The organism is Actinosynnema sp. NPDC004786 (assembly GCF_053601135.1).
Window position 1 is genome coordinate 32,590 of the sequence record NZ_JBSGBG010000002.1, and the last position, 21,852, is coordinate 54,441.

The 21,852-nt window shown below is 68.2% G+C and carries 19 protein-coding genes and 5 pseudogenes; 9 read left to right on the forward strand and 15 right to left on the reverse strand.

What is annotated here, in order from left to right:
- Position 1: 1 nt before the first annotated feature.
- The 3 genes and pseudogenes from ACWEFJ_RS02415 to ACWEFJ_RS02425 form a co-directional block, all read right to left on the reverse strand.
- Positions 2-328: pseudogene (locus ACWEFJ_RS02415) on the reverse strand (hypothetical protein); the annotation flags it as partial.
- A complete protein-coding gene (locus tag ACWEFJ_RS02420; RefSeq protein WP_449712664.1) occupies positions 325-654 on the reverse strand; it encodes a WhiB family transcriptional regulator in 330 nt (109 codons plus the stop codon). The pseudogene ACWEFJ_RS02415 and the gene ACWEFJ_RS02420, both read right to left, overlap by 4 nt.
- Entirely contained in the window at positions 651-845 is a 195-nt protein-coding gene (locus ACWEFJ_RS02425) for a helix-turn-helix domain-containing protein (RefSeq protein WP_449712665.1), read from the reverse strand. Before ACWEFJ_RS02425 ends, ACWEFJ_RS02420 begins: the two co-directional genes overlap by 4 nt.
- A gap of 167 nt (positions 846-1,012) precedes the next feature.
- On the opposite strand from ACWEFJ_RS02425, the gene ACWEFJ_RS02430 reads away from it, so the two are divergent.
- Entirely contained in the window at positions 1,013-1,396 is a 384-nt protein-coding gene (locus ACWEFJ_RS02430; protein WP_449712666.1) for a helix-turn-helix domain-containing protein, read from the forward strand.
- A 233-nt stretch (positions 1,397-1,629) separates the two neighbouring features.
- Here ACWEFJ_RS02430 and ACWEFJ_RS02435 read toward each other — a convergent pair whose 3' ends face one another.
- The 5 genes and pseudogenes from ACWEFJ_RS02435 to ACWEFJ_RS02455 all read right to left on the reverse strand — a co-directional run.
- Positions 1,630-2,187, reverse strand: coding sequence for a hypothetical protein (locus tag ACWEFJ_RS02435; protein WP_449712667.1), 558 nt, complete (start codon positions 2,185-2,187; stop codon positions 1,630-1,632).
- Positions 2,177-2,512, reverse strand: coding sequence for a hypothetical protein (locus ACWEFJ_RS02440; RefSeq protein WP_449712668.1), 336 nt, complete (start codon positions 2,510-2,512; stop codon positions 2,177-2,179). The genes ACWEFJ_RS02435 and ACWEFJ_RS02440 overlap by 11 nt, the downstream gene beginning before the upstream one ends.
- Positions 2,490-2,792 (reverse strand): hypothetical protein, encoded by a 303-nt coding sequence (locus ACWEFJ_RS02445; RefSeq protein ID WP_449712669.1) that lies wholly within the window; start codon positions 2,790-2,792, stop codon positions 2,490-2,492. Before ACWEFJ_RS02445 ends, ACWEFJ_RS02440 begins: the two co-directional genes overlap by 23 nt.
- A gap of 106 nt (positions 2,793-2,898) precedes the next feature.
- The gene (locus ACWEFJ_RS02450; RefSeq protein WP_449712800.1) at positions 2,899-3,213 is read right to left on the reverse strand and encodes a hypothetical protein; all 315 of its coding nucleotides are present in this window, start codon (positions 3,211-3,213) and stop codon (positions 2,899-2,901) included.
- A 50-nt stretch (positions 3,214-3,263) separates the two neighbouring features.
- A pseudogene (locus tag ACWEFJ_RS02455) lies at positions 3,264-3,446 on the reverse strand (transposase); the annotation flags it as partial.
- Positions 3,447-4,113: 667 nt separating this feature from the next.
- On the opposite strand from ACWEFJ_RS02455, the gene ACWEFJ_RS02460 reads away from it, so the two are divergent.
- The 4 genes and pseudogenes from ACWEFJ_RS02460 to ACWEFJ_RS02475 form a co-directional block, all read left to right on the forward strand.
- Positions 4,114-4,665 (forward strand): hypothetical protein, encoded by a 552-nt coding sequence (locus ACWEFJ_RS02460; protein ID WP_449712670.1) that lies wholly within the window; start codon positions 4,114-4,116, stop codon positions 4,663-4,665.
- A gap of 506 nt (positions 4,666-5,171) precedes the next feature.
- Complete coding sequence (bluB, locus tag ACWEFJ_RS02465) at positions 5,172-6,764, forward strand: 5,6-dimethylbenzimidazole synthase (protein WP_449712798.1); 1,593 nt, start codon at positions 5,172-5,174, stop codon at positions 6,762-6,764.
- A gap of 192 nt (positions 6,765-6,956) precedes the next feature.
- Complete coding sequence (locus ACWEFJ_RS02470) at positions 6,957-7,271, forward strand: DUF6247 family protein (protein ID WP_449712671.1); 315 nt, start codon at positions 6,957-6,959, stop codon at positions 7,269-7,271.
- Positions 7,272-7,757: 486 nt separating this feature from the next.
- Positions 7,758-8,051, forward strand: a pseudogene (locus tag ACWEFJ_RS02475) (HNH endonuclease); the annotation flags it as partial.
- A 387-nt stretch (positions 8,052-8,438) separates the two neighbouring features.
- On the opposite strand, the pseudogene ACWEFJ_RS02480 reads toward ACWEFJ_RS02475, so the two are convergent.
- Positions 8,439-8,766: pseudogene (locus ACWEFJ_RS02480) on the reverse strand (transposase); the annotation flags it as partial.
- Positions 8,767-9,444: 678 nt separating this feature from the next.
- Here ACWEFJ_RS02480 and ACWEFJ_RS02485 point away from each other — a divergent pair.
- The gene (locus ACWEFJ_RS02485; RefSeq protein WP_449712672.1) at positions 9,445-11,997 is read left to right on the forward strand and encodes an ATP-binding protein; all 2,553 of its coding nucleotides are present in this window, start codon (positions 9,445-9,447) and stop codon (positions 11,995-11,997) included.
- Positions 11,998-12,000: 3 nt separating this feature from the next.
- Here ACWEFJ_RS02485 and ACWEFJ_RS02490 read toward each other — a convergent pair whose 3' ends face one another.
- On the reverse strand, positions 12,001-12,393 hold the full coding sequence (locus ACWEFJ_RS02490; RefSeq protein ID WP_449712673.1) for a hypothetical protein: 393 nt from the start codon (positions 12,391-12,393) through the stop codon (positions 12,001-12,003).
- An 878-nt stretch (positions 12,394-13,271) separates the two neighbouring features.
- Between ACWEFJ_RS02490 and ACWEFJ_RS02495 the strand changes: the two genes are divergently transcribed.
- The gene (locus ACWEFJ_RS02495) at positions 13,272-15,362 is read left to right on the forward strand and encodes an NB-ARC domain-containing protein (RefSeq protein ID WP_449712674.1); all 2,091 of its coding nucleotides are present in this window, start codon (positions 13,272-13,274) and stop codon (positions 15,360-15,362) included.
- 2 nt (positions 15,363-15,364) lie between these two features.
- Here ACWEFJ_RS02495 and ACWEFJ_RS02500 read toward each other — a convergent pair whose 3' ends face one another.
- Positions 15,365-17,008, reverse strand: coding sequence for a hypothetical protein (locus tag ACWEFJ_RS02500; protein ID WP_449712675.1), 1,644 nt, complete (start codon positions 17,006-17,008; stop codon positions 15,365-15,367).
- A gap of 175 nt (positions 17,009-17,183) precedes the next feature.
- Between ACWEFJ_RS02500 and ACWEFJ_RS02505 the strand changes: the two genes are divergently transcribed.
- Both ACWEFJ_RS02505 and ACWEFJ_RS02510 read left to right on the forward strand, forming a co-directional pair.
- Positions 17,184-18,026 carry a helix-turn-helix domain-containing protein gene (locus ACWEFJ_RS02505; RefSeq protein WP_449712799.1) on the forward strand — a complete coding sequence of 281 codons (843 nt, stop codon included), beginning with the start codon at positions 17,184-17,186 and terminating at the stop codon, positions 18,024-18,026.
- Positions 18,027-18,199: 173 nt separating this feature from the next.
- On the forward strand, positions 18,200-18,391 hold the full coding sequence (locus ACWEFJ_RS02510) for a DUF397 domain-containing protein (protein ID WP_378095162.1): 192 nt from the start codon (positions 18,200-18,202) through the stop codon (positions 18,389-18,391).
- 437 nt (positions 18,392-18,828) lie between these two features.
- Here ACWEFJ_RS02510 and ACWEFJ_RS02515 read toward each other — a convergent pair.
- From ACWEFJ_RS02515 to ACWEFJ_RS02530, 4 genes and pseudogenes are all read right to left on the reverse strand, one after another.
- Positions 18,829-19,101: pseudogene (locus tag ACWEFJ_RS02515) on the reverse strand (DDE-type integrase/transposase/recombinase); the annotation flags it as partial.
- 356 nt (positions 19,102-19,457) lie between these two features.
- Positions 19,458-19,610 carry a DUF6307 family protein gene (locus ACWEFJ_RS02520; RefSeq protein ID WP_449712676.1) on the reverse strand — a complete coding sequence of 51 codons (153 nt, stop codon included), beginning with the start codon at positions 19,608-19,610 and terminating at the stop codon, positions 19,458-19,460.
- A 365-nt stretch (positions 19,611-19,975) separates the two neighbouring features.
- Entirely contained in the window at positions 19,976-20,149 is a 174-nt protein-coding gene (locus tag ACWEFJ_RS02525) for a hypothetical protein (protein WP_378095140.1), read from the reverse strand.
- Between the two features lie 28 nt (positions 20,150-20,177).
- Entirely contained in the window at positions 20,178-21,482 is a 1,305-nt protein-coding gene (locus ACWEFJ_RS02530) for a hypothetical protein (RefSeq protein WP_449712677.1), read from the reverse strand.
- Between the last annotated feature and the right edge of the window lie 370 nt (positions 21,483-21,852).

The following is a 21,852-nucleotide window of genomic DNA, read 5'->3' on the forward strand; positions in this document are numbered from 1 at the left end:
GCCGCTCACCCCGACGCCGAGACGGCTCGTACGTCGTCACGGTCAGCGCCCGCGTCAACGTGTAGGACGCGAATAGCGCTGGCACGACGAGCACCGCCAGGAGCAGCCACCCGTCACCGCGATGTGTGATCACCACCCACTGAACAAGCACGATCAACACCGCGTTCAGCGCCACCCGACCGGCGAGCGACACCAGCCGTGCACTCGTCTGTGCCGCATTCGCGGCGGCCTTCGCTCGCCGAGCACCAGCCCGCCAGACGAGCAGCAACACCAGTACCACGCCGACACCCGCGAGCACCTGAGTAGGAGTGAGACTGAGAGCGTTCATGAACGCGGCCCCCTCTCCACCCGTTCACCACGTCTCAGCCAGTGCGAATGCAGCTCCCGCCGATCCTCGGCAGCCAGCGCACCCCACACCCCCACGGTGTTCTCACCGGCGGTGCGCAACTCCAGTTCCAAGCACTCGTCCCGCACCGGGCAGCCGGCGCACATCCGCGAGGCCAACTCGCGGTCGGTCAACTCCTCATCGGCCCACGGTGGCGAGTCCGTGAACGCCCACATGCACAGCCCGTCACGCCCGACGACCTCGGCCAACACCTCACTCGGCACCCATCGGAGCCGGTCCAACTCCCACGCGATCGCGACCAGGTTCACGGCGTGCCTCCCGAACGGGGCTCGCCAAGCAACAGCACGAGCACGTTCGCCGGGACGACGAACCGGCCACGCCGCCGCACCAGCGGCAGCCGCCCGAGCCGAACCGCGCGGTGCACCGTGCTCGGCTCGACACCGAGCAGCCACGCGGCCTGACGAACGGTGTAGCCGGAAGAAGGCAGAGAAGTACGCATCAGAAATGCCCTTCGACTAATCGGGCTGACGATTTCAGCTCTAGATTGCCGATTTCAGCGCAACGGAAGGCGCGTTTGATCGCACCCGGCGCGAAATGCGCCGGGTCACGTCACGGAACAGCGGAAGACGGCTAATCTCAGCGCTGAGGCGGAGCGCGGAGGAATACGTGTCGGAGGATTGGGCGGCAGTCGCCAAGGCCATCAACCAGCGCGTCAATGAGCTGGGTTGGCGTCAACGCGAGCTTGCGGAACGCTCGCACGTCTCGCAGGCGATCGTCCGCGAGATCCAGCACCACACAGTCGAGCGCCGACGCAGCCCGCGGACCCTGGAGTCCCTGTCGACAGCCCTCGGCTGGCACCCGCAGCACCTGGACGCCGTGCTGCACGGCCGAAGGCCACCAGAGGCCGACGAGCCGATCACCGACCCGACCGACAGCCTGTGGTCCCGTTTGGACGGTTTCGAGCAGCGGCTCAACGACATCACGGACCGCTTGGACGACCTCAAGTCGGACCTCTCGACCGTGATCGAACACGTCCGCGACCGCCGCTAGCCCGATGCATTTCCGCTGGTGGAGCGAGCTGTTCGTCACGACGGCCGGGACAACCTCGGCACCTCGGTGACCAGCAGAACACACCGAAGTGCCTCTTGGGACGGGACAAGCCAACCCGTCCCGCACACGCGAAACGGCCGCGTGCGACGCCATCCAAAAGGATGGTTCACACGCGGCCGTCCCGTCCCACAGGTGCCAGGCGAGGGCACCTCACGCCAAACCGCCATTCGCGATCAACGACCGCTGGAGACCTCCAGCGCCAACAGGCTCGCCAGCTCCGGTCCGCTCATGAGCCCGTCAGCCTCGACCGGCGACACCAGCCACTGCGTCTCGTAGCCCTCGACCACCGCCGGCGGCAGCGGCAACAGACCACCCGTGGGGAAGACGAACCTCTTGTCCAGTCCCTCCGCCGACGACACCACGAACACCGCCGACTCGACCATCACGCCGACCACGGGCACCGGCAGCATCACCACCGGCGTCGGGGAACTCCTGAACGACTCCGACGCGACCACCCGCCGAGCCGCCTCGACATCCACCACCACGGCGGACATCAACGTCCCGACGACAGCCAACGCCGACCGCGTCACCCCGTCGTCCACGACCGGCCAGAGCCGCCGAACCTCGTACGGGTCCAACGTCGCCAACGCCGGAGCCGACAAGGCCAGCGCATCGGACTCGGCCCCGGTCACCGGGTCGACATAGGTGCCGTCGCCCCACAGCGCCCCCGGAACCACCGGCCACCCGCGCCCGACGCACTCCAACGCCGTCTGCAGCCCGTTACTCCCCACCCTGACCACCGACCCAGAAAATCCGCAGGATCGCCCGCCCACCGGCCCGGTAGAAGATCAGCGCGTTCTCCGCCGACTGCAACCCCATCCGCGCCCCACTGTGGACCCCGACCACCTCCACACCGGTCTTGGTGGTCATCCCCCAGGCCACGATCTGCAAGTCCTCCGGCGGCCCGAACGTCTCCTGCACGACCGCGAACAGCCGTGGAGCCTGGTCGTCCACCAACTCCTGAACCTCACCGACGATCTTCGGATCATCGAACAATGAAGCAGGCTTCTCCCCACCTTCTCCCTGGTCCCCGTCACTCACCAACGACAACGTCATGGCTGCCTTCCCTCTGTTCCTCACGGACCAGGCGCACCTCATCGCACGCCCAAACCGCCGCCTGTGCGTTCTCCCGGCACTGCCGCACGTACCGCCTATCGACAGCGACGAGGTAGAGCAGAGGGATCACGAGCCACACCAGGAACAGCACGACGCCGCCGAGATCACTCGCCAACTCACTCCACACCACGACCATCACCACCTCAGACGATCCGCTGACAACAGCTTGACCAGCGGTCCAGTCGAGGTGAATGACCTCCGGCTGACCTAAGAAAGTCAACCTGGGTCATAGTCAGCAAGCAGTGAAGCAGGAGTAGATTCGGACCACAATCTCCGCACAACACCAATCGGCGTTACAGCACGGACGACAATCACTCTCGAGTATTTCACGGCCAGACGACCTTATCAATCCAACCTTGCTCATTAGCGACCAAACGAGCACGTTTGATGTGGCGCTTGCGGCCCGCGATCTTCTTCCCGACGTCCCAACCGCGGGTTGCTCTGCCGACGGTCTCGGCGGCAGGCACCGACTGCGAGTCCATGACCACCGCCGACGGCACCGCCACCCGGCCATCCGCGAGCCGGACACGGTCGCGCAGTTCGTCGAGCAGCCGCTGCGTCGCACCGACCTTCTCCCCGGCGGCGAAACGCTTGTGGACCGCGGGCCAGGGTGGGAAGTCGGCGGGCAGTGTGCCCGCCACTTGATGCCGTTGTCGACCACGTACAGAACCGCGTCCACGATCACCCGGCGGCAGTGCTTCTCCCACCGCCCACCGCGACCGGCCAGGCACGCGGGATCGGGCAGCAGCGGATCGAGCTCGGCCCACCGGGCATCGGTGACGTCGGTGGGATACCGGGCCGTCCGCACGGTGGGTTGGTGGGAGACGGCCAGGCGGCAGCAAGGGGCACCCGCAGTGGACCCGTCCACAGGCATCGGGCACGACAACAACGGAACTCCTGGCAGAGCGGCGCTTCGACAACGTCCGAACTACCAGAAGTTCCCTCGTCTGCCGACCGAAGTCCCTCAACCAGCCCAAGCCCGGAAACGGGCACCAGCGCAGGATCTCCCGGTGCTCTACTCGGCCGCCACGCGAGCCCTTATTATTGCGCACTGCTGTCACCCGTTCACAGGCCACGGTTCACTCGTTTGCTTCGTGCACCGCGCTTGACGCTTGTCGCCGCAGTGCAGAGGATGTATCCACACAGTGGTCAATTGCTGGCCGTCCAGTGTGCACGAATCATCGAGCAGGGCGATCGGAGGACATTCGACGATGTAAACGGAGAGGGTACCCGGGGTCCGACTTGCGAGTTGCCCGTTCACGCTGCCGACTCGGCGACCGACGATTTATGGTGTCGGTGTCCCGGTTTCGCGGTGGTGTCCGCACATCCCTTCATGCCGCGCATGGGCAGTTCGGGGCTGTTGCGGACTTTCGAAGAACGGATCGGACAATGGATACCGTATTATCGCAGGAGTCACGTCACAGATCCGGTTGGCGACGTAGAGCGGCCTTGGTCGCGAGCGTGCCGTTGGTGTCGACGGGCCTGCTCGCGGTGGACGCGCAATCCGCCGCACCCGACTACCGTTCAGAAATGGTCATCCCATGAATATCGGCAAAACTCCGCTGTCCATGATCCGTCGAATCGGCGCTGCCGTACTGGCGCTGGTGATCACGACACCTCTGATGCTGTTCGGCGCGGCACCGGCCGGTGCGGTGCAGCAGGACGTCACCTGCGTCGGCACCGCCACTGAAACCATCTCACCCGGCCTGAAATACGCCACCCAGAACGTCACCGTCACCACCAATCTCATCTACAGCCCGTGCGTGTCCAGCGATCCCACCGTGACCGCGGCGGTCAGCGGGTCCACCTTCACCGCGCCGGGCTCCTGCCTGATGCTGCCGGACGCCTCCTCCGGGACCTTCGTCCTGAACTGGAACAACGGCAACACCAGCACGTTCGCCTTCAACGCCACCACGGCCATCGTCGGCGGCAACATCGTGATCACCCGCATCGGCACCATCACCGCCGGCCAGTTCGCCGGCGACACCGCGATCCGCGTCGTCACCTACCCCGCCCTCAACCCCCTCGACTGCCTGACCACCGGCGTCACCTCCCAGACCGGCGTCGTCACCCTCACCATCACGTCACCCTGACCATCGTCAGAGCGAAGGGACGGCGTATTCGCGGCTAGGGCCCCAGGCCACCGCCGGTCACCGACCGGCGGTCCGCGCCGTCGGTATCAGCCCACCACCCGGCGCCCCTGAGCCATCCTCGTTTCGTTGATCACCCTTCCAGCGCGCGTTTGATCTTGGTGGCGTTGCACCGGTTTAGTGGACGCTGGGGTGTGGAGTGTCAGGGGGTTGCTGTAACGCGTGGAGTCTCTCAACGCTCGTCCCGAAACGACATATGGTCAAGCAAGTATTTAAACGTGGGCGTACCTCCGTGTAGGACTCGATCTGACGCGTCGAGCAGGAATCGCGATCGTCGACCGGTTCTCGATGGTTGATCATGTGGCGGTGCGCGTCTGTCCACCATCATGAATCACGTAGTGGCTCGTGCCGGAGGCGGTTCAACGGATTGTTCCGGGTGCGGAGGTGTGCGAACGGTGAGTTGACGTGGGGTTGTGGTCGGGTTGCGTTGAGGAGAGAGGTTGGGTGCCGTGGACTGGTCGTATTCTGATTCGGATCGCGAGGCAATCTATCGAGTGATCGCGGAGCGGCGGGATATCCGTACCGGGTTTCTGCCGGACGAGATTCCTGATGAGGTGTTGACCCGGGTGCTCGGCGCGGCGCATGCGGGGCCGAGTGTGGGTATGGCACAGCCGTGGGATTTTGTGCTTGTCCGGTCGCCGGCTCAGCGGGTTCGGTTGCAGGAGCTGGTCAGTCGGACGCAGGCGGAGTTCGCGGAATCTCTGCCGCCGAGCCGGGCGGCTGTATTCGCACGGTTGCGAATCGACGCTATCGAGCGGGCTCCGTTGTGTGTGGTGGTCACGTGTGACGCGACCCGAGGTGGCTGGTACACGCTGGGCACACCGGACGAATCCGAGCCGCTGGTGCGCTCGGTGGGGTACGCCATTGAGAACCTGTGGTTGGCGGCGAGGGCCGAGGGTGTCGGGGTCTGTTTCGTCGCGGCCTTCGATGTGGCCGAGATGGGTCGGGTGCTGGGGCTGCCCGGCAATCTCGAGGTCATCGCGTGCTTGTGCCTGGGCTATGTGGAGCGATTCCCGGTCCGGCCTGGGCTGGCGTACACCGGGTGGGTGCGTGGTCGACCGCTGGCGTGGGTGATCCACCATGAGGTTTTCGGGCAGCGCGGACTGCCGGGGCGGGCCCCGGTGCACTTGCTCGAGGAGACGATCGCCGGATTCCCCACGCTAGAGGCGGCCGATCCCACCGGGGCAGCGGATGTGGTGTCAGCTGTGATGTCGTTGACCGGACCACGGACGTTGCCGCCCTACGGCGTGCTGGCGTTGTTCGCGGCGGACACGGACTTTTCCTGCGGGAGAGCCGGACCGGCCGTGCGGGAATTTCTCGGCGGCGGCGCCGGGGAACGGTTGATGTCCATGACCGGCGTCGAGGCGTGCGTGGTGGACGTCGGCGTCCGGGAGAGCCTGCCGCGACTGTCCGGGCTGCTGTCGAGGAAGCCGGCGAACGGTCCGGCGCGGCTCGGGCGCGACGACATGGTCCAGGCGGTGGAGACCGGCATCGAGATGGCGCGGGACTACTACGCCACGGGCCATGGGTGGCTCGTCGGTGACGTGCTCGACGGTGACGACGGTTGTGCTGTCGCAGTCCTGGCGCGCCTGATGAACTGTGCGCCGGAGGCGTTCGCGGCACTGGACGAGCCGGGTGCGCGCGCGGCGGCGGATCGGCGTAGCGGGGAAGCCGAAGGGGATCCGCTGGAGATCCTGGCCGCGTGCGGTGGGCTCGCCATCGCGTCCTTGGCCGGTTTCATCCTCGGCGCGCGGGCCGTGCGGGCGCCGGTGCTCCTCGCCGGCCCGGCCGCGGCCGCCGCGGCACTCACGGCGTGTGCGTTGGCACCTGATGCGGCGGCGGCCTGTTTCCCGGTTGCGGAGATCCCCTCCGGGGTTCCCGATCCGTACCGGTTCCTCGGCCGGCCCGTGCCATCACTCCGGTCCCGTGACGGATTGTCCGGGCCGGGTGCGGCGGCCGCCGTGCTGCCGGCGCTGCGCGCCGCGGTGGAGGAGCACGAACAGACTGCGGAACTCTCCGCGACGACGGGGACTGGACAGTGACCACCGCGGGAGTCGTACCCGCCGCCAGCTTGACCACGGCCGCCCCCGGGCGGTGGCGATCGCGGCCGGAGGAGTGGAGTTCGTCGAGGTTCCAGTGCGCCGACCCGGTCTCGGGGAGGTGCTCGCGTTACAGCGAGCAATCCTTCGCCGGTAGGCCGCGCCGCACCCTGGCGGTGGCGCTACGGTGTCGGTGTGACCGCAGCCGCCGCACACGAACCGCCCCCGGAGATCGCCAAGACTCCCGAGGCGATCCGCGCGGCGCTGCTGCCCGAGGAACGCGACGCCTTCGACGCCGACTGCCGCCACGCCCTCGGCCACGCCGTGGAGCACTCCAGCCCGCAACCGGTTCGCGACGTGCTCGACCACTGGTGGCGCATCGCCACCGTCACCCGACGCGACCCTGCCGCCCACCGACGGATGCTGGCCCGCGTCGACCAGACCCTCACCGGACAGACCCCGCCGCGGCTGCGCACCTGGGACGAACTGCGAACGGAACGCGGCCTGTAGGTGACCTACACGATCGAATTCCCGGACGAGGTCTGGGACCAAGTCCACGCACTGCCCGCCGAAGCCGACACCCCGTTCACCGAAGCGATGACCCTGCTCACCCACGAACCCTGACCCGGCGAGCCCTACCACCGCGCCAACCCCGACGGAGCCCTACGCCAACTCATCTACGGCTTCGGCCACGGCTTGGTCGTCTACGTCATCCTCGAACAGCAGCGGCGGGTCGTCATCGAACGCGTGCTCTGGCTGGAAGACCTCGGCTGACCACCGACGCGGTGACAGCTATCTGACGAACAAACCTTCCCTCGAGGTTCCGAACCACTTCAGGAATCGAACAGATGGTGTGTCGGCCCGGTTCACCATGGACGGTTTCGTCGAGGAACGCTCGGTTTCAGTGGGTACGGCTCCTGACGTCCCGGATTTGTCGGTCCCCTGTTGCACACTTCCGTGAAGTCCCCGAGTGGGGTCGATCGGAGGGTGATGCACATGACCGGTGGCACCGTGTCCGCCACCAGGGCGGTGGGGCCGGGAGGCGAGACTCGGGCCGTGTCCGAGACTGTGGCGCGGCAGGTGTGGGTGGCCGCCGGTCGACGGTGCACCATCTGCAACCGGTACCTGTTGGCCGATCCGGTCACCGGGCAGGAGGTGTCGATCGGGCAGTTGGCGCACATCGTCGGCTGGTCGACCGCCGCCGGTTCGCCGCGTGGGGACCATGAACTTCCTGTCGGGCAGCGCAACTCGGCGGAGAACCTGATGCTGCTGTGCCACGACCAGCACCGGGTCATCGACCACAAGAGTTTGTGGGAGCTGTTCGACGTCGACACGCTGCGGGCGATGAAGCGTCGGCACGAGGAGCGCATCCGCCGACTGACCGGGCTGAACCACGACAACCGCACCACGGTGCTGCGGGTGGTCGGCAACATCCACGGCAGGCCGGTCGAGCTCAACACCGCCAGCGTGACCACCGCGCTGCTGGCCCGCAACCGATTCCCCGACTGGGTCCTGCGCGGCGCCGACGAGTTCGAGATCGACCTGCGGGCACTCCCCGGCGAGCATTCTCGATCTCGGGAAGCGTCGACATCAACCGCCTCCCGCCCGACGTGCTCGACTCGCACACCGTCTACGAGCTGCGCCCCAGCTCGGTGCAACTCGGGCTTGAAGGGGGTTAGCGGCCAGGCGGCCGTCGAAGGCGATCTCGAAAGCGTTGAGGGGCGGGCTTCCAGCGCATCATCCAGCGTTTGCGGCCAGTGCCGGTCGGATGCAGGCTGCTCACCGCGAGGTAGACGCACTTGAGCGCGGCCTGCTCGTTGGGGAAATGGCCCCGGGCCTTGACCGCGCGGCGGATGCGAGCGTTGACGCTCTCGAAGGCGTTGCTCGAGCAGATCACCCGCCGGATCTCCACGTCGAAGGCGAGAAAGGGCACGAACTCGGCCCAGGCGTTGTCCCACAACCTGACGATCGCCGGGTAGCGGGCGCCCCAGGCGTCGACGAACTCGGTGAACCGCTCGTCCTGTGCTCCACCGCGCCCGCATCCTCCGCGGCCCTCACCACGACCGGGGACACGATCACCCCGTCCTCGCAACCCAGGGCAAGTGTGGTGGCCATGCGTGCCGATCTGCCGCGGCGGGTGCTGTCGGTGCCGGACTCCGCCGTCGCCTGACCTCCGGGTTGATCAGCGTGGTCTCGCCGACCTGCAACGAGTCCAAGCCCATGCCGACGCCGCCGTCGTTGGCAGCCAGACAGGCTCAGGTGCAGTCGTAGAAGGTTTCGGGCTTGGCCTTCTGGCAGCGCAGGTTGCACTGTTCGTTCGCCCTGAACTCCAGCGTCACGTCCACCGCGAACTGCCGGGCCTCGGCCACTTCGCGCCGTGGCTCGCACCGAACTCCTCGCAGAGCAGCTGATGTCCTTCCAGTCGGTCCACCAGCCATCCTGACCGGGCTTCACGTCCGCACCGGGCCACCCTGGGTATCCGTCCACGTCCGTGCGCTGGTCCCGGCTCCGCCAGGACCAGCCGCCGAGTGAGGCCGGTCCATCAGCGATGCCGGCGGACGGGCTTGGGGCCGCCGGCTGCCGTGCTGTGATCGGCAGGCGGCCGAACAGTGTCTCGTCGCGGGGGAACGTAGTACCCGTTCGGGCCGATAGCGTGGGTGTGAAGCCTGCCGTCCATCGCACCGTGCTGGCTGTCGACGTCGCCGGCTTCGGCGATCAGGGCCGCTCCAACCGTGACCGGGTCGCGGTGCGCGACGGGCTGTACTCGGCCTTGCTCTCGGCGTTCCGGGAGTGCGGCATCCCGTGGGAGGCGTGCCACCACGAGGACCGGGGTGACGGTGTGCTCGTGCTGGCCCCGCCGGACGTGGTGAAGGCCCTGTTCACCGAGGTGCTGCCGGACGCGCTGCTCGCCGAGGTGCGGGGGCACAACGCCGGGCGCGGGGCGGCGGAGCGGATGCGGCTGCGGGTGGCGGTGCACGCGGGCGAGGTGCAGTTCGACGACCACGGGGTCGTCGGGGTCGCGGTCAACCACACGTTCCGCTTGCTCGACGCCCCACCGGTGAAGGCCGCGCTCGGCGAGTCGGCCGCACCGCTCGTGCTGGTCGTCTCGGACTGGTTCCACGACGAGGTCGTGCGGCACAGCCCGGCCAGCGAGCCGGACGCGTTCCGCCGGGTCCGGTTCACGGTCAAGGAGACCACCGGCACGGCCTGGGTGCGTGTGCCGGGCGAGCCGCGCCCACCGGAGGACGGTGCGGTGCCGCGCCAACTCCCCGCGCACACCCCGCGGTTCAGCGGGCGGCACGTCGAGTTGGACGCGCTCGACGTGTTGCTGCACGACACGCCGACGGCCGTGATCGACGGGATGGCCGGCGTGGGCAAGACCGCTCTGGCGCTGCACTGGGCGCACCGCAACGCCGGGCACTTCCCCGACGGGCAGCTCTACGTGAACCTGCGCGGGGTCGACCCGACCTCGGCGCCGTTGCTGCCCGCCGAGGCGGTGCGCGGGTTCCTCGACGCCTTGGGCGTGCCGCCCGACTCGATCCCGGTGGACCTGCACGCCCAGGCGGCGCTGTACCGCAGCCGGGTGGCGACCCGGCGGATGCTGATCGTGTTGGACAACGCGGCGGACGCCGAGCACGTGCGGCCGCTGCTGCCCGGTGGGGACTCGCCCAGCCGGGTGGTGGTCACCAGCCGCGATCGGCTCACCAGCCTGGTCACCGAGGAAGGCGCGCACGCCGTGCCCCTGGCGGTGCCCGACGACGAGGAGGCAGAGGCACTGCTCGCGCTGCGGCTGGGCGAGCAGCGGGCGTCGGCCGAGCCGGAGGCGGTCCGGTTGCTGGTCGAGCGGTGCGCGCGGCTGCCGCTGGCGCTGGCCGTGACGGCGGCGCGGGCGGGCGCGGCGCGGCACGTGCCGCTGCGGGCCCTCGCGGACGAGTTGGGCGACGAGCAGGATCGGCTGGACGTGCTGGACGCCGGCGACCCGCGGACCAGTTTGCGCGCGGTGTTCTCCTGGTCCTGCCGCACGCTCTCGGCGCCGGCCGCGCGGCTGTTCCGGCTGCTCGGCGTGGCGCCGGGGCCGGACACCGGCCTGCACGCCGCGGCGTCGTTGATCGGCGTTGACGTGTCGTCCACCCGGCGGGTGGCGGCCGAGCTGACCCGGGCGCACCTGCTGGAGGAGCACCAGCCTGGCCGGTTCCGGTGCCACGACCTGCTGCGCGCGTACGCGGCGGAACTGGCCGAGGAGGATCCGGCCGACCGTGACGCCGCCGTCCTGCGGGTGCTGGACCACTACCTGCACACGGGGTTCACCGCGTCGCTGGCGATCGAGCCGTTCCGCCACCCCGTCACGCTCGCGCCGCCGGTGCCGGGCGCGGTGGTGCGGCCGATCCCGTCGCGGCGGCAGGCGGCGACGTGGTTCACGACCGAGTACGCCTGCGTGCTGGCCGCCGTCGACCGCGCCACGACCACCGGCTTGGACGTGCACGCCTGGCAGCTGCCGTGGACGTTCGCGTCGTACCTGTACTGGTACGGCCATTGGCGTGACCTGGTCGCGTGCCTGGGCACCGCGATGGCCGCGACGCGGCGGCTCGGCGATGTGGCCGCCCGGGCGGTGACGCACCGCCTGCTCGGCAACGCCTACGCCAACCTCGGGCGACGCGACGAGTCGCTGGCCGAGCTGACGCGGGCCGCGACGGCGTTCCACGAGATCGGCGACGTGGAGGGCGAAGCCATCGCGCGCTACTCGACGGCCGTCGTCCTGGACCGCTTCGGCATGCCCGCCGAGGCGATCGACCGGGCCCACGAAGCGCTGGAGCTCTACCGTCGGACGGGCAACCGCACCGTGGAGGCCAGGACGCTCAGCGCCATCGGGTGGTTCGAGGCGCGCCTGGGCCACTACGACCACGCGCTGGAGCAGTGCGGCCGAGCGCTGGAGCTGCTGCACGCGTTGGGCGACCGGCAGGGCGAGGCCGACACTCTCGACAGCATGGGTTTCGCCAAGGCGGGATTGGGTCTGCACGACGAGGCCATCGCCTACCACCGCCGGGCGATGGAGCTGTGGCGGGAATCCGGCAACGACTCGCACCGGGCCAAGACCCTGACCCAGTTGGGCGACATCCACGCGGCAGCGGGCGACGTCCGGGCGGCGCGTGAGGCGTGGCAGCAGGCGCTGGAGGTCTTCGAGTCGTTGGGCGACCCCGCCGCCGACGACCTGCGCGCCAAGCTGGAAGACGGCTGAAGGTCATCGCGTGCGACCGCTGGATCGCAGGCCGGAGAACAAATCCTCCGCGCAACCGGGGAGTGCCCCCACGTCGAGTTCGGCCGCCCGCGGACGCAACTCTTCAAATGCCTCGAACACCCTCGGCTTGAGAATGGCGCGCTTCATCGTTGTGCGACCGTCGACCATCCTTTGGAGATTTCGACAGCGCTTTCCGCGAGGCGGTGGGAGTCCCGGGGGGATTGTCACCCACAGAGGACTGCCGCCGGTGGCGATCATGTTCAAGGTCTTCGGGATTCCGTCGACGCCGATGACGATGGTCTCCTCGGTGTTCGACGAGGCGGTCTCACGAAGTGCGCCGACGACGCCCAGTGCCATGTCGTCGCTGGTACAGAACACGGCGTCCAGGCGAGCCACCCGTGCGAAGGCTGATCGGTCGTGGGCCTGAGCCGCGTTGTACGCGCTGAGCGGCTGAAATCGCAGGTGTCGTCGATGGTGACGAAGACGGGGCGAGACTGGCGCGTAAGCGCTCTGCACAACAGCTCTGCCGATCCGTGTGCTCATGGCCGGCCAAGATCAGGACGTGAGGCCGTCGCACGTCACGTCGTCGTAGATGATCCACCAGCCAGCGCCCTGCCTCTGTCCCGAGGTCGGAGCTGAGGTATTATGCCTGGCCGTCTGTTCGACCGATGACGCCGTCGGTCCCGCAGCCCGTACCGGCAGTTCGTCGGGCGTCCCGGGAAATGCGGGCGTCGGCGTTCCGCCCGGGACGACATCCGACCCGTGCCCGCAGTGCGGTCCGACCGGAGGATCCGGTTGCCGCCGGTACCTGACGCACCTTCGCTTCCGCACGCGCACGTCGATCGCGGGCGGGGCCCGTTCCGGTGACCCGGCGGTCGTGCGCCCGACAGCGCACCTCGCTGCTGACCCGTGACGAGAAGTCGCACTAGTGCGGACTCGGACGGTTCGGTATCACGAGGGCTCAGTCACTCGACCGGGCATCGGTACTGCCCGAACAGGTGATGTGGCTCGACTCGGCGGAGTTGCGCAACACGTTGTATCGACTGGACGATTCACTGGGTGACAGTTGCCCACAAATGAGGTGTAATCTATGTTAACTTTCGCCTCAGTCACACCATTACACCACCGGACGGGTGAACTTGTTCCGGGTGCTCTCTTGACCGGAAAAGCTCCCGGCGAGTGTCATCTGATGCCATACTCATCCGCACCTCTGTCGAGGCGTGGACGTCGTGCCGCTCCTCGGCTGTCGGCGAGGCCAGTCGGAGGGTGGGCACATGGCCCCACGCAATGATGTCACCGGATCGTCGGTGGGCAACGTCATCCAGGCCTCGTCCATAGGCGAACTGAACATCGTCACATCGGCACCGCACCACGCGCCCATGCAGCTACCACCCGCCCCGCACGCCTTCGTCAACCGTGCCGTCCAACTGCGCCTGATGGACGAGGCGGTGGACCGCGGGGGCACCAGGCCGACAATCCTCGCGCTCAGCGGCATGGCCGGCGTGGGCAAGTCGGCCCTGGCGCTGCACTGGGCTCACACCAACCACTCCAGGTTCGGCGACGGGTTGCTCTACGCCAACGTCGCGGAGTACCGCCATCGCGACGGGGTCGCCACGGGCGAGATCGTCGCGTTCTTCCTGCGATCGCTCGGGGTGCACCAGCAGTACCTCCCGACCCAGTACCCGGAGCGGGTGGCGCTGTTCCGCAGCCTGACCGCCCACGCCCGCCTGCTCGTCGTGCTGGACGACATCGACGAGCCGGCGCAGGTGCGCGCCCTGTCACCCGCCGGGCGCGGCAGCGTGATCGTCGGCACCAGCAGGCGCAGGCTCAACGGTTTGGCCATCGACGGTGCCCAGTTCATCGACCTGACGCCGTTCAACGCCGATGAGGGCGAGCGCCTCGTAACCCGACTGATGTCCCCCGCGGCCGAGCAGGACCAGGCGAGCATCCGGGAACTCGTGCGCCTCTGCGAGGGTCTCCCGCTGGCGCTCAGCGTCGCCGGGGCCCGACTGGCACAACCACGCTGGTCACCCGCCGGGCTCGTACGCCACCTCTCCGACGACCGGGAACGGCTCGACCGCCTGACCATCGATCCGGGGGGAAGTCCGGTGAAGCACATGTTCGACACCGCCTACGCCGACCTGCGCGAGTCCGCGCAGATCCTGTACCGGCGCCTCGGCCTGCACCCCGGTCCCGAGTTCGGCGGTGACGTCGCCGTGGTCGCCGGCGCGACACCGGCGTTCTCCGCCGAGGCGGACCTGGAGCTGCTGTGCGCCGCCAACCTGGTGGAGCAGTTGGACGGGGATCGCTACCGGTTCCACGACCTCGTGCGCCTGCACGCCCGCGGACGGGCGGAAACGGATGACCCGGCCGAGCAGCGCGAGGCCACGCTCCACCGATTCGTCGACTGGTACGCCACCGGTGCCGCCGCGGCTGATCGGGCTGTCCTCGGGAACAGGTGGCGTCGCGGCAGCCACGACCTCACCGGGTGGTCGGGGCGATTCGACGCCGCGTCCGGAATGGCGTGGCTGGTCGTGGAACGGACGAATTTGTTGGCGGCCATGCGCGCCGCGGACAAACTCGGTTCGCACGACGTCGTGTGGAAGATGTGCGAATCGCTTTGGGCTCTCTACCACAGCCACAAGAACTACGCGGACTGGATCGAATCGCATGAGCTGGGGGTGCGTGCGGCACAGCGGTGCGATGACGTGACCGCCGAAGTCCGCATGCGCAACCAACTAGCCCGTGCGCACATCGAGCTCCACGAGTTCGGCGCCGCGGGCCTGCAACTGGAGATCGCGCGGCGACTGGCGGGAGACGATCCGCAGGCCACGTCGGTGGTGTTGGAATCGACCGGTTTGCTGTACCGGGACCAGGGCCGGTACGCGGAAGCGGTGGACGTCTTCGAGGACCTCGTGCTCAAGCAGCGCGCGCTCGGCGACGAACGCTCTTATGCACTGCAGTCCTACCAACTCGGTGACGTGCTCGTGCGGGCAAGCCTCGAAGAACGCGCGGTACCCGTGCTGGAAGAGGCACTGCGCACGATGGAACGCCTCGGTGACGAGATGGCGGCGGCAAGGGTGCACATCGCCCTGGGGCGGGCCTATCACAGGCTGCGCCGTCAACACGAGGCCACGGCCGAGTTGGAGGCGGCGATCGTCACCACGCGGGAGCGCGAGCAACCGGTCAAGGAGGCACAGGCGCTCGAGGTCCTGGTCGGTGTCGCCCAGGACAACCACGACACCATTCGGTTCCGCACGGCCGCGCGGCGCCTGCTGGAACTGTACGTCGACGCCGGGAGCCCACGCAGCGCCGACGTGCAGGAGTGGATCGACCGGGGACGGCGCCCGGACTGGACGAACTGACCTCAGGCCGACCGCAGCGGCAACAGCGGCCGCACCACGGTCACGTGGACCGCCCCGCTCGTCCCTATCCGCAGTTCGACCGCGTCGTTGATCTGGAATCCTTCCACGCGCCACTGGTGGATGGCGGCTCCGAGCAGGACCGGATCGCCGCGAGGCGCTTGCAGCACCAGGCTGTCGGGCGTGAAGCGCATCAGGACCAACTCGCCCGTCACGGCCACCAGCAGAGCGGCTCCAGGCCAGTCGTGCTGGCCGTCGACGAGCCACTGCCGGGCCTCGCGGTAGTGCCCAGCGTCCCTGTTCACCACGATCTCGGCGTTCTCGATGAAGGGTTGGTGGACCTCTTCGGTGTCGATCAGGAGCACCGAGTGAGGGCTGGTGTCCGGGGATGCCAGGATGGCGGGGAATCGCTCCACCTCGAGGTGGCGGTCGAACGGCGTGGGGTCGATGATCGTCTTGACCCTGAAGGCCGTCGATTCGTAGGAACCGCGGATCGGGCTCGGATCCGGGATCGGCACCATGAGCGGTTCCCCGTCGGGAGGGGCGATTCCCGCCAGGTCGTGGAGCGTGTCGCGGAGTGTCCCCCACGACCGACCTTGGTTGCCGAACATCCGGTTGACTGCCGCCGCGAACCTGTTCTCGTCACGCCGCCGCATCGCGGACTCGATCTGCACGCGCAGGTCGGCGGACACGTCGAGCCGGTCGGCCTCGTCCCGCAGCGCGGCGATCGGCGAGGCCGGGTCGACCTCGGTGGAGCCGTCGGCGGCGAGCAGGAGCGGCACGCCGAGGCTGCCGGCGTAGAAGACCACCGAACCGTGGTCGCCGATCAGCACGTCCGCCGCGATCACCGCGGCCTGCCAGCTGTCGTCCGGTGCGATGATCAGCATTCCCGCAGCCAGTTCTTTCCCGTAGGCCACTTCGATCGCGGCTCTCGTGCGCTCGGCCCAGATATTCACGTGCAGCACCAGCACCACCTGGAACCGATCGCGAGGCAGTTCCGCGACGAGCCTGCGCACGAGGTCTTCCCGGGTGGCCATGAGCGAGTGGTCGTTCCAGGTCGAGCTGATCACGACCAGGCAGCGCTCGTCACCGACACCGAGGATCTTGCGGTACCGCTTCCTCCGCCCACGTGAACTCACCATCTGGTCGAACAGCGGGTCACCGATCTCCTTGGCACGCGACCGCGCCGCGAAGCACAGGCGCGCGCGTTGCTCCTCGTGTGACAGGCCGATCACCCTGGCGAACACCTTCCCGCCGGCGAGGAGCTCGTGGCAGGACAGCCCGGCGGAGACCGTCTCGTCGTGGGTCGAGCTGAAGAGCCGGCGGTTGTAGCCCGCACCGTGCGCCACCACCAGCATGGGTCCCTGGAGCTCGGCGAGTCTGCCGTTGACGTGGGCGGCGAGGATGGCGTCCCATCGGATCGCCCGTGCCTGCTCCCAGTCGATCCGGCGGAAGTGCAGCCCGCGGAGCCGTTCCTCCAGGCCGTCCGCGTACTTGGACCCCTCGTCGATCACGGCGTCGATCGACCACGGGGTACCCATCAGCGTCAGCAGCACCGTGCCGATGCGGTTGAGCGAGGTGAGGTTCCGGGCCACGAGCAGCAGCCGAGGACGCGGTGACGGGGGTGGATGGGCGGTGTCGATCTTCACAACCACCTCCCCGCCACCTCGCAACCTGCCATGTAGCATTCTGCCAGTCAGATGGTAGCCAGGTGTCGCCTGGCTAGGAAGCATACGGCTTGGTGGCCAGTGCCACCCGCCCGCCCCTCGGGAGGACGCACCCTTGATCGACAAAGGACGGAACCCAGTCACCCAACAACGCCAGTTGAGGGCCGAACTACGCACGGCCCGTGAGGCCGCAAGTTTGACCCAGAAGGGCGCGGCAGATTCCTTGGACTGGTCCTTGTCCAAGCTGATCAGGATTGAGACGGGCGCAGTAGGAATTTCCGTGACCGATCTGCGCGCACTACTGCAGCTCTATGGGGTCAGCGACCAGGGCCGGATCGATGAATTGGTCGAAATGGCCAGGTCCGGAAAGCAGCGAGCATGGTGGGACCGGTATCGCCCTCGACTGGTACAGTCATTCGTCACCTTCTTGGGGCTGGAGGACTCGACGTCGCTGATTCGACAGTTCCAGCCGCTGTTCGTGCCCGGACTCCTCCAGACCGAAGATTACGCGCGCGCTGTCGTCAGCCTCTACAACCCGCATGACGAGGACGCTGTCGAACGCGGCGTCGAAATCCGCATGGAGCGCCAGGAAAGGTTCTACAAGCGGGGCGATCAGCGCGCTCTCTTCATCCTGGACGAAGCGGCCTTGCGTCGACAGATCGGCGGCCCGCAGGCAATGAGGAGGCAGCTCGAGCGATTGAAGGAGATCAACCGGCTGCCGTTCATCTCCATCCAGGTCATCGGCTTCGACAAGGGTGTGCACCAGGGCATGGAGAGCGCCTTCACCGTGTTCGAGTTCCCCGGTGACGAGCAGGACCACGCCATCTACATCGATCAGGCCGGGAAGTCTCAGAGCATCCTGATCCAGAACAGCCCCGAAGACGCGAGCCGCTACGTGGAAGCGTTCATCAAACTGGAGGAGGTAGCCACCCCACCGGACGAACTGGATGCCTTCATCGACCGCATCCTGGCCGAATCTTTCAGTGGAGGAACAACCTGATCGAGCCCGAACCACCACTGCTGACAACGGAGCAACCGATGTCCCTCGGTCGGCGGTAGAAGGCGATTGGAACTCCGCGATAGCATCAGTCGGGACCCGGCTGGCCTGCAGCGGAGGGGGCACGTGTGCAGCAGCGAGCAAACTCGGAGTTCACCAGGCCGGCCCCATTCGGGATGGTCTGGCGCAAGAGTTCCAACTCCGGCCCACAGCAAGGTGACTGCGTGGAGCTCGCACACATGACAGGCCTTGCTTTCGTACGAAACTCGCGGAACCGCAACGGGCCGCACCTGGCATTCCCGCTCGACCGGTGGCAAACCTTCCTGTCGGCGGTCAAGACCGGTCCCCTCGGCCAACACCCGCGCTGACTCCGAGCGGAGCCGCGGCGCACCCGCCTCCGACCAGGCGGAGTGCACATCGACGGCACAGAACCACGACCACTCTGGGGCGCACGTCCACGCCCACGTGGACGTTCCGATAGCGACACACCTACGCCGGTCGCCCGGTGGGTGAGCACAACCCGCCGCTCACCCACCTGGAACATGGCACGGCTGCCGGACTCCCCTGAGGTTGTCCCCGAGAACCGGACACCGGATTTCCTGCCACGAGGGTGAGTGCTTGACGGTAGCCGACGCGGGCTTCGTGCGGGGCGCGGTAGTCGAGTGCGGAATGTAGGCGGTCGTGGTTGTAGTAGCCGATATGGGCGAACACGTCGCGTCGGGCGTGGTCGCACGGTGGTGCCGATCTCGGTCTTGAGGGTGGCGAAGAACGACTCCGCGACGGCGTTGTCGAAGCAGGACCCGGCCCGCCCCGCCGACGGCCGGATGCCGTCACCGGTGAGCGCGCCGCGGAACAGCCCGGAGCTGTACTGCGTCCCGCGGTCGGCGTGGAAGATCGCGTCGTCGCCGGTCAGGCCGCGACCGGCGGCGAGGTCGAGGGCGTCGCGGACCGGTTCGGCGCGCATGTGCTCGGCCATCGCGTGCCCGACGACCTCGCGGGTGTGCAGGTCGATCACGGTGGCCGGGTAAAGACAGCCTTGGCGGGTGGGCAGGTAGGTGATGTCGGCGGCCCGGTGCCGGGGCGGTGAAGTCTCGGCCGATCAGGTCCGACGCCGGCGCCGCGACCACATCGGGCCTGGTCAGTGACCGTCGTCGGCGACCTGCCGCAACGGCCGGTCCGACAAACGGACCAACTCGACCGCGTCCCTGCCGACATGCCCTGGGTGGGCGAGACCCGCAGGTACTTCGACCTGGACCTCCAGGTGTTCCGCCTGCGCCCGGCCGACCTCGGCCGCACCCGCCCACCAAGGCCACCGCCCACCGAACTACGCCTGACCCGCCTTCGTCCCGGGCTCCAGAAGCAGCGGCTCGTGCTCGTCATCGGCCGACGGGACCGGCTGCCGGACCTCTGGATGGCTGAACAACCCGTCCACGATCACCGAACGCTCTCCGGCAGGTGGTCCAACACGTGCACCACGCGCACCGCGACGTCGTGCGCGGTTTTCGCGTCCAGATCGGACAACTCCTGCAACGTGGCCCGCACGAGATCGACCCGTGCTTCGTACCGTGAAACGTACTGGGGTGACATGGGTTTCCGTCCTTCTCCACGCCATCGGGGCTCAACGCGAACGATGTCGGAGCCGTCTCACGACGCGGGGTGTCCGGGCGGACTCGAACGAGTCGACCCGATGACGACAACGCTGCACCCCGGTGAGCCGCTCGACGGCGACCGGCGTGGAGAACCACGGAGGACATGCCTGGCGGGCGTCGCCCGCGGCACGCCAACCGCCGGCCCCGGCACCGTCCGCCCGGACGCCTCCATCCGAGTCGTCCTGACGCCCGGGCGCGGTGCGGACCGGCCTCGGAGCGCACCCAACGCCGACCCGCACCGCACAACCAGGCCGCCGTGAGCGCTGTCTGCTCAACGCAACCGCGTCGAGCCTGGCCCACCGCTTAAGGGCTCGTCTTGGTGGGAGGGGGGAGGTGGGAGATGGTCATCGACGGGTTGGAGGCCGTGCCCGGGGGCACGGTCTTCCCCTCTTCCACGTCGCGGCAACCGGTGGCGGCCACCAGGAGCGCCAGGGTGATCACGACGGCTGATCGGCGGACCGGGACGGTTCGGGCCATGGTCTCGATCCTATCCCCGTGTGGCGGCTCAGTCGCAGGTGAACGGGCTGACCTGGGCGCAGGCCGCAGCGATGGGCGAGTAGAACAAGGTGCGCTGCGCCTCGTTCCCTCCCGAGATGATGCCGACCACCTGCGCGCCGGTCCCGGTGCTGTCCCGGATCACCGGGCCGCCGCTGTCGCCGGGCTGGCTGAGCGGGGTGTTGGTCAGGGACTGGGCGACGGACATGCCGCACGGGCTGACGCCGGCGTCCGGGTAGGAGACGCAGACGTTCGTCCGGACGAGTTCGCCCGCGCACCGCGTCCCGCTCACCGAGCCGTTGCCGCACACGCGCATCCCGACGAAGGAGGAGGTGTCCTTGAACTGCATCAGGTTGGTCGGCGTCGTGACGGTCCCGTGGTATTGGCGGTTGGTGTACTTGGTCGTGCTGACCGACTGGGCGTCGATGCGGTTGTTGCCCCACTGCGACGACACGACCGGGCCGATCTCGTCGGAGTAGTAGACCGTGTTGGTGGGCTGGTCGTAGTAACCCTGGAGGATCTCCTCCCCGACGACGAAGCAGTGCCCTGCCGTGTACATGTGCGTCCGCGCGTAGTTGACCGCGGCGCTGCTGCACCAGCTGACCCGGCCCTCGTCCCACCGGATGATCCTGTTGCCGGTGTAGAACGGGAGGTGGTCGTACTCGCGGTCGGGGCCGGGGTAGGCCATCGCGTTCAGCTCGTCCACCCGGGCTCGGGTGACCCGCACCGCTTTCACCGGCTCCTGCACCGACACGACCGCGTTGTGGGTGGTGTTGCGGCCCTTCTCCGGGACGACCGAAACCAGGTCGGCGTCGACCAACCCGGCAACGGACGCGGTGGCGCCGGCGACGTCTTCGCTGACCTTGACCACGACCTTGCCCAGTTGCTCGTCCGCGTACCAGGAGTTGACCGGTGACGCGGCCGGTGCGACCTCCCTCAGCTTGTCGCCGACCTTGGCGAGGGCGTCGTTCAGCACGGCCAGCGATGCCGGCCGCCGCTGGACCTCCACCGGCGCGGCGTGGGCGGAGGCCGCCCGGACAGGCGCCAACCGCCGCAGCGCACCGGTCCGCGGTGCGACGTCGAGCCCTTCGGGGACGGCCACCACGAACCTGTTCCGGGTCCGGTCGAGCCAGAAGCCCGAGAAGTCCTGCGGGTGCTGTTCCACGTACGCGCGGACCGCGCCCGCGTCCTCTTCCGCCAAGACCCAGGTGGCCTCGTCCTGCATCTCGGCCGGCGCCGAGTTGGCACCCGGTACGAGCGCGGTCAACCCGAGCACAACTACCGTGACGATGGTGAAGGCGCGTCTGTGCAACACAGTTCCTCCCTTGTTTCGCGTTCCGACGGGATCGGCCGTCGGCGGCTTCGACGCAGTGGCACGCCGAACCGGGCGGGTGTGCGGCGATCTGCTTACCAGGGAACGGTTCAGCGACTAAAGTATTTTGTTTGTCCCTCTCACTGCCCATCTCTGTGCATGCCGAATGCGGGGTGGGTGGCAGCGTCACGGGTAAGTGGACGGGATGGCACGTAACACGCACACGCCGAAGCCACCCCCGAAAAAGGACACCCCCGGATCGGCCGCCCCATCCTCCCGAGAGGGACTCTAGAGGGATGGAGCTGCGAACGCGAACACTATTTTCCAGATGCGCTCGAACGGCGCAGACCCTGAAGTCGTGTCTGCTCCCGCA

Coding starts and splice junctions, on each gene's coding strand:
- ACWEFJ_RS02520 (WP_449712676.1), bottom strand. CDS start 19,610: ATGTCACCCCAGTACGTTTCACGGTACGAAGCACGGGTCGATCTCGTG.
- ACWEFJ_RS02425 (WP_449712665.1), bottom strand. CDS start 845: ATGCGTACTTCTCTGCCTTCTTCCGGCTACACCGTTCGTCAGGCCGCG.
- ACWEFJ_RS02460 (WP_449712670.1), top strand. CDS start 4,114: ATGAATATCGGCAAAACTCCGCTGTCCATGATCCGTCGAATCGGCGCT.
- ACWEFJ_RS02510 (WP_378095162.1), top strand. CDS start 18,200: ATGGTCTGGCGCAAGAGTTCCAACTCCGGCCCACAGCAAGGTGACTGC.
- ACWEFJ_RS02495 (WP_449712674.1), top strand. CDS start 13,272: ATGGCCCCACGCAATGATGTCACCGGATCGTCGGTGGGCAACGTCATC.
- ACWEFJ_RS02440 (WP_449712668.1), bottom strand. CDS start 2,512: ATGACGTTGTCGTTGGTGAGTGACGGGGACCAGGGAGAAGGTGGGGAG.
- ACWEFJ_RS02525 (WP_378095140.1), bottom strand. CDS start 20,149: ATGGCCCGAACCGTCCCGGTCCGCCGATCAGCCGTCGTGATCACCCTG.